This is a genomic window from Chamaesiphon sp. OTE_20_metabat_361 (assembly GCF_031364565.1).
The window spans coordinates 1-3,936 of record NZ_JANLWO010000852.1 but is presented as its reverse complement, the minus strand read 5'-3'; the positions used below and the strand labels follow the sequence as shown (position 1 = coordinate 3,936).

Sequence of the window (3,936 nt, the reverse complement as noted above, 5' to 3'; positions counted from 1 at the left end):
TTGACATCATTTTGCCATTCTAATAATTGCCGCAACCAGGCAAATTTTTCATCTACTTCCGTGCGTCTGGCTGGTGTGGGTTTGCTAGCATCAGGGCTTTCGTCGGATTTAGCATTTTCCTTGTATCTCCAGTGTGCGGCGATCCCATATTCGGCGACGTTGTGCATTTCCAATGTCCGAATTTGGACTTCTAAGGGCGTCCCTGTAAAACCAACTACAGTAGTATGTAATGATTGGTAGCGGTTGTTTTTTGGCAAGCCGATATAATCTTTAAATCGACCCGGAATCGGCTTAAATATATCGTGAATTTCGGCTAGGGCTAAGTAACATTCATGATTCGATTCGACAATAATTCTAATCGCTGTCAGATCGTAAATTTCACTAAATTCTTTTTTTTGATACCGCATCTTTTGATAGATACTGTACAAATGTTTGGGTCTACCACTCAGGTCGATGTATTTGATTTTAGCTCGTTCGAGACGATGGCGAATCATCTCCGTGACGTTAGCAATCCGGCTCTCCCTGGCAGTTCGCTTCTCAGCCACTAAGTCTTGAATGCGGCGATAATCTTCCGCTTCGATGTATTTAAATGAGAGATCTTCTAATTCCCATTTAATCCGCCCTAAGCCCAGTCTATCGGCTAAAGGTGCAAAAATATCGCGAGTCTCTTGCGAGATTGCTTGCTGTCGTTCGGTGCGTAAATGATCGAGGGTACGCATATTGTGTAACCTGTCAGCGAGCTTAACTACGATCACCCGAATGTCTTGCGCCATGGCAATAAACATCCGCCGAAAGTTTTCAGCTTGCTGTTCTTTTTTACTCGAAAATTCAAACTTTGAGAGCTTAGTTACGCCTTCGACCAAGTGTGCGGTTTCTTGACCGAATCTCGTCTCGATCTCATCGATTTTAATCTCGGTATCTTCAACTACATCGTGCAGGAATCCTGCCGCAATCATCGCCGCACCGCCACCCAAATCGCGTAACAATCCCGCTACGGCGATCGGGTGACAAATATAGGGTTCGCCAGATTTACGCTTTTGATCGCCATGTAGCTTGTAAGCAAATTGAAAAGCATTCTTAATCAACTGTCGATCGCTCAGTGTCTCCGGCAGAACATCGAGATCTGCTGGGGTGCCGCTTGGCTCAACAGCTAAGCACTGTTGCAACCATTCGGGAATCGGACAATTGTAAGTCATCGCTGTTTCGGGTGTCGCGATTTTCGTTCCGTTCGCGAAGCGTCTGCCTTCGCAGAAAGGCTCCGCCAAAGCATCAGCAGGTACATCATCAATGGAAACAGAGGTAGGAGTAGTCATGGTGGGAGGGAATAAAAGGAGTGAATACCAACAAAATTGGGAACTATCGACGAACTAATGCAAAAGATTGAAAACTCAATTAGCAGCCGCGCTGTGATGATTCGAGCTAATTGAGATGCAGCTATGTGGCTGGCTGACAGCAGCATTTAGCGATGGACGCGAGCGATTCTAACTAAGCCGAGCGTAATTTAGAGCAGCAATGTAGTCTGAGGCTTATAAGATCGGAGCAGCTTGGAAGGTAACGTTCGATCGGCAATTGTAAGTGTAAAATTGTTTACATAATATTCTATTCTAACTAAGTTATTTATGTTGCCAACCGAACAGATTTTAATCTGGCAACAATTATCTACCCTGCTGAGCAACTTGCTAAATGACGTTGCGCCCGACCCAAAAGTGATTCTGAGTCAAGCGATCGAGTTATTTGAATCCAATATTATCGTCCAGGATCTCGATGGTCTGCCAGATCCTATCGCTGGTAAAATGCGATCGTACGTCACCGAAAGCCATCGGCTGCTGCGGCTATTATCGATGGATGTCATGCTTATCGCTACAGCCCGCAACCCCGCTACCATTTCGCAACGTCGTCAAGCTTATCAGGATAAACTCCAGCTCATCATTCAATATTGCCAAGCTGTGGCGGATACAGGTGCTGAGGATCTTGCTTAATTTAACTTACGGTGTTGCTGAATTGGGGTATGAAGCTCTAGCAGAACACACCGCTACAGCGAACGTCATCACTATCAATTGTCAACCGAACTTTAACGATGCAGTGCCCTAAATGTAAATCTGAGCTAGTCAATGGAATTATCAGCGACATGTTGTTGACAAAACATTGTCGCGAGTGTGAGGGTGAATGGATTCCCGGACATAACTACCAAGTCTGGCGCGACGAGCGTCCCGCAGCACCACCTAACCGCGACGTGCTAGCCCAAAATTATCATTTGTCCTATACCCCCAGCGCCTTAGACACCAAAGCAGCACCCTGTCCCGAATGTGGCCCCATGATGGCTAGAGGTAAAATCGCCCTCAAGCAGCCATTCTATCTCGAACATTGTCTCTCTTGTGGGGGGATCTGGTGCGATCGGGGCGAATGGGAAGTCCTCGAACAATTGCAACTCGATAAAAATATCCCCCTCATATTTTCTAGTGCTTGGCAAGCTCAAGTCCGCGCCAGTCATCTCCACGAACTCGAACGTCAAGCCGTCATCGATAAAGTCGGTGTCGAAATGGCACAGCGAGTTTTCGATCTCGCCGATATCCTCGTCAAACATCCCAATGGCGATTTTGCCGCCGCTTATTTGATGCGACGATTCGAGCGAGATCGGGGCTAGGTGCTAGGCTTTAGGCTTTAGGCTTTAGGCTTTAGGGAATAGAATCCCCTCCTTGGAGGGGTGCCCATCGGGCGGGGTGGGTAGATCTCGGCATCTCCCTGTCTCCTCGTCTCCCCAACTCCCCATCCCCCCATCTCCCAACCCCCAACTCCCCACTCCCAACTCCTATGAAATTACTCAGCGTCCAAAACCTGTGGGTAACTTACCCTCAAGCCGAATCGAGCCAGCAAGTAACACACGCGACCTGCCAAGGCAGCGCTTACGCTATCGCGGATGTATCGTTTGAATTGGCGGCGGGTGAAAAGATTGGTTTTGTGGGGGAATCGGGCTGCGGTAAATCTACGCTGGGTAAGGCAATAATGCGCTTGTTACCTGTCAATTCGCGGATTGAGGGCAAGATCTTATTTGAGGGTCAATCCGTGCCAGACATGGATGCTGAAGCCGTGCGGCGCTTTCGGGGGGAGGTGGTGGGCTTAATCTTCCAAGATCCGATGACGCGCCTCGATCCGCTGATGACGATCGGGAATCACTGTCTGGAGACGCTCCAAGCTCACGAGCCAAATCTGACTAGACAACAAGCCAAACAACGGGCGTTAGATACCCTAGCTGCCGTCCGCATCCCTGCCGATCGCTGGAACCAGTATCCGCATGAATTCAGCGGTGGGATGCGCCAGCGAGTCGCGATCGCGCTAGCTTTGTTGCTCGATCCAAAGTTGATTATTGCCGATGAGCCGACGACGAGTTTAGACGTGCGGGTATCGGCAGAAATCTTGCGTGAACTGACGCGGCTGTGTCAAGAACGCCAGATGGGACTGCTATTAATTTCCCACGATCTCGCGACGATCGCGACGTATTGCGATCGGATTGTGGTGATGAACAAAGGACGCAAGGAGGAAGAAGGGACGGTGGCGAATATTTTTGGCAATCCTCAAGCCGAATATACTCAAACTCTACTCAAATCGGCGCTGCACGTTCAGGCGAACGACCGAGTTGGGGAGCTAACAGCGACAGCGCTAGCAATCAAGAAACCGATCCTCACCCTCGATAAGCTCCAAAAACATTACACGATCGAGACTAATCTGCTTCAGCGGATACTCACCAATGCCAAAACTACCATCAACAAAGCTGTCGATAATGTCCAGCTCGAACTCTACGAAGGCGAAATCTTTGGACTAGTCGGTGAATCTGGCTGTGGTAAGAGTACCCTCTCGCGGACTATTCTCCAATTAGTCCCCGCGACTGGTGGAACGGTGACATTCTGCGGTGAAGAACTCACCCATCTATCTCCTGCG

Annotated in this window: 4 protein-coding genes; 3 read left to right on the top strand and 1 reads right to left on the bottom strand. The window is 48.9% G+C overall.

The features are described from left to right. The coding region (locus RMO35_RS23885) for a RelA/SpoT family protein (RefSeq protein WP_396135723.1) at nt 1-1,196 on the bottom strand (1,196 nt) is incomplete at its 3' end. A gap of 423 nt (nt 1,197-1,619) precedes the next feature. On the opposite strand from RMO35_RS23885, the gene patD reads away from it, so the two are divergent. The 3 genes from patD to RMO35_RS23870 all read left to right on the top strand — a co-directional run. Further along, complete coding sequence (patD, locus tag RMO35_RS23880; protein ID WP_309745027.1) at nt 1,620-1,979, top strand: heterocyst frequency control protein PatD; 360 nt, start codon at nt 1,620-1,622, stop codon at nt 1,977-1,979. Between the two features lie 98 nt (nt 1,980-2,077). Next, the gene (locus tag RMO35_RS23875) at nt 2,078-2,644 is read left to right on the top strand and encodes a zf-TFIIB domain-containing protein (RefSeq protein WP_309745025.1); all 567 of its coding nucleotides are present in this window, start codon (nt 2,078-2,080) and stop codon (nt 2,642-2,644) included. A 167-nt stretch (nt 2,645-2,811) separates the two neighbouring features. After that, on the top strand, nt 2,812-3,936 hold a 1,125-nt coding region (locus RMO35_RS23870), incomplete at its 3' end, for an ATP-binding cassette domain-containing protein (protein WP_309745023.1).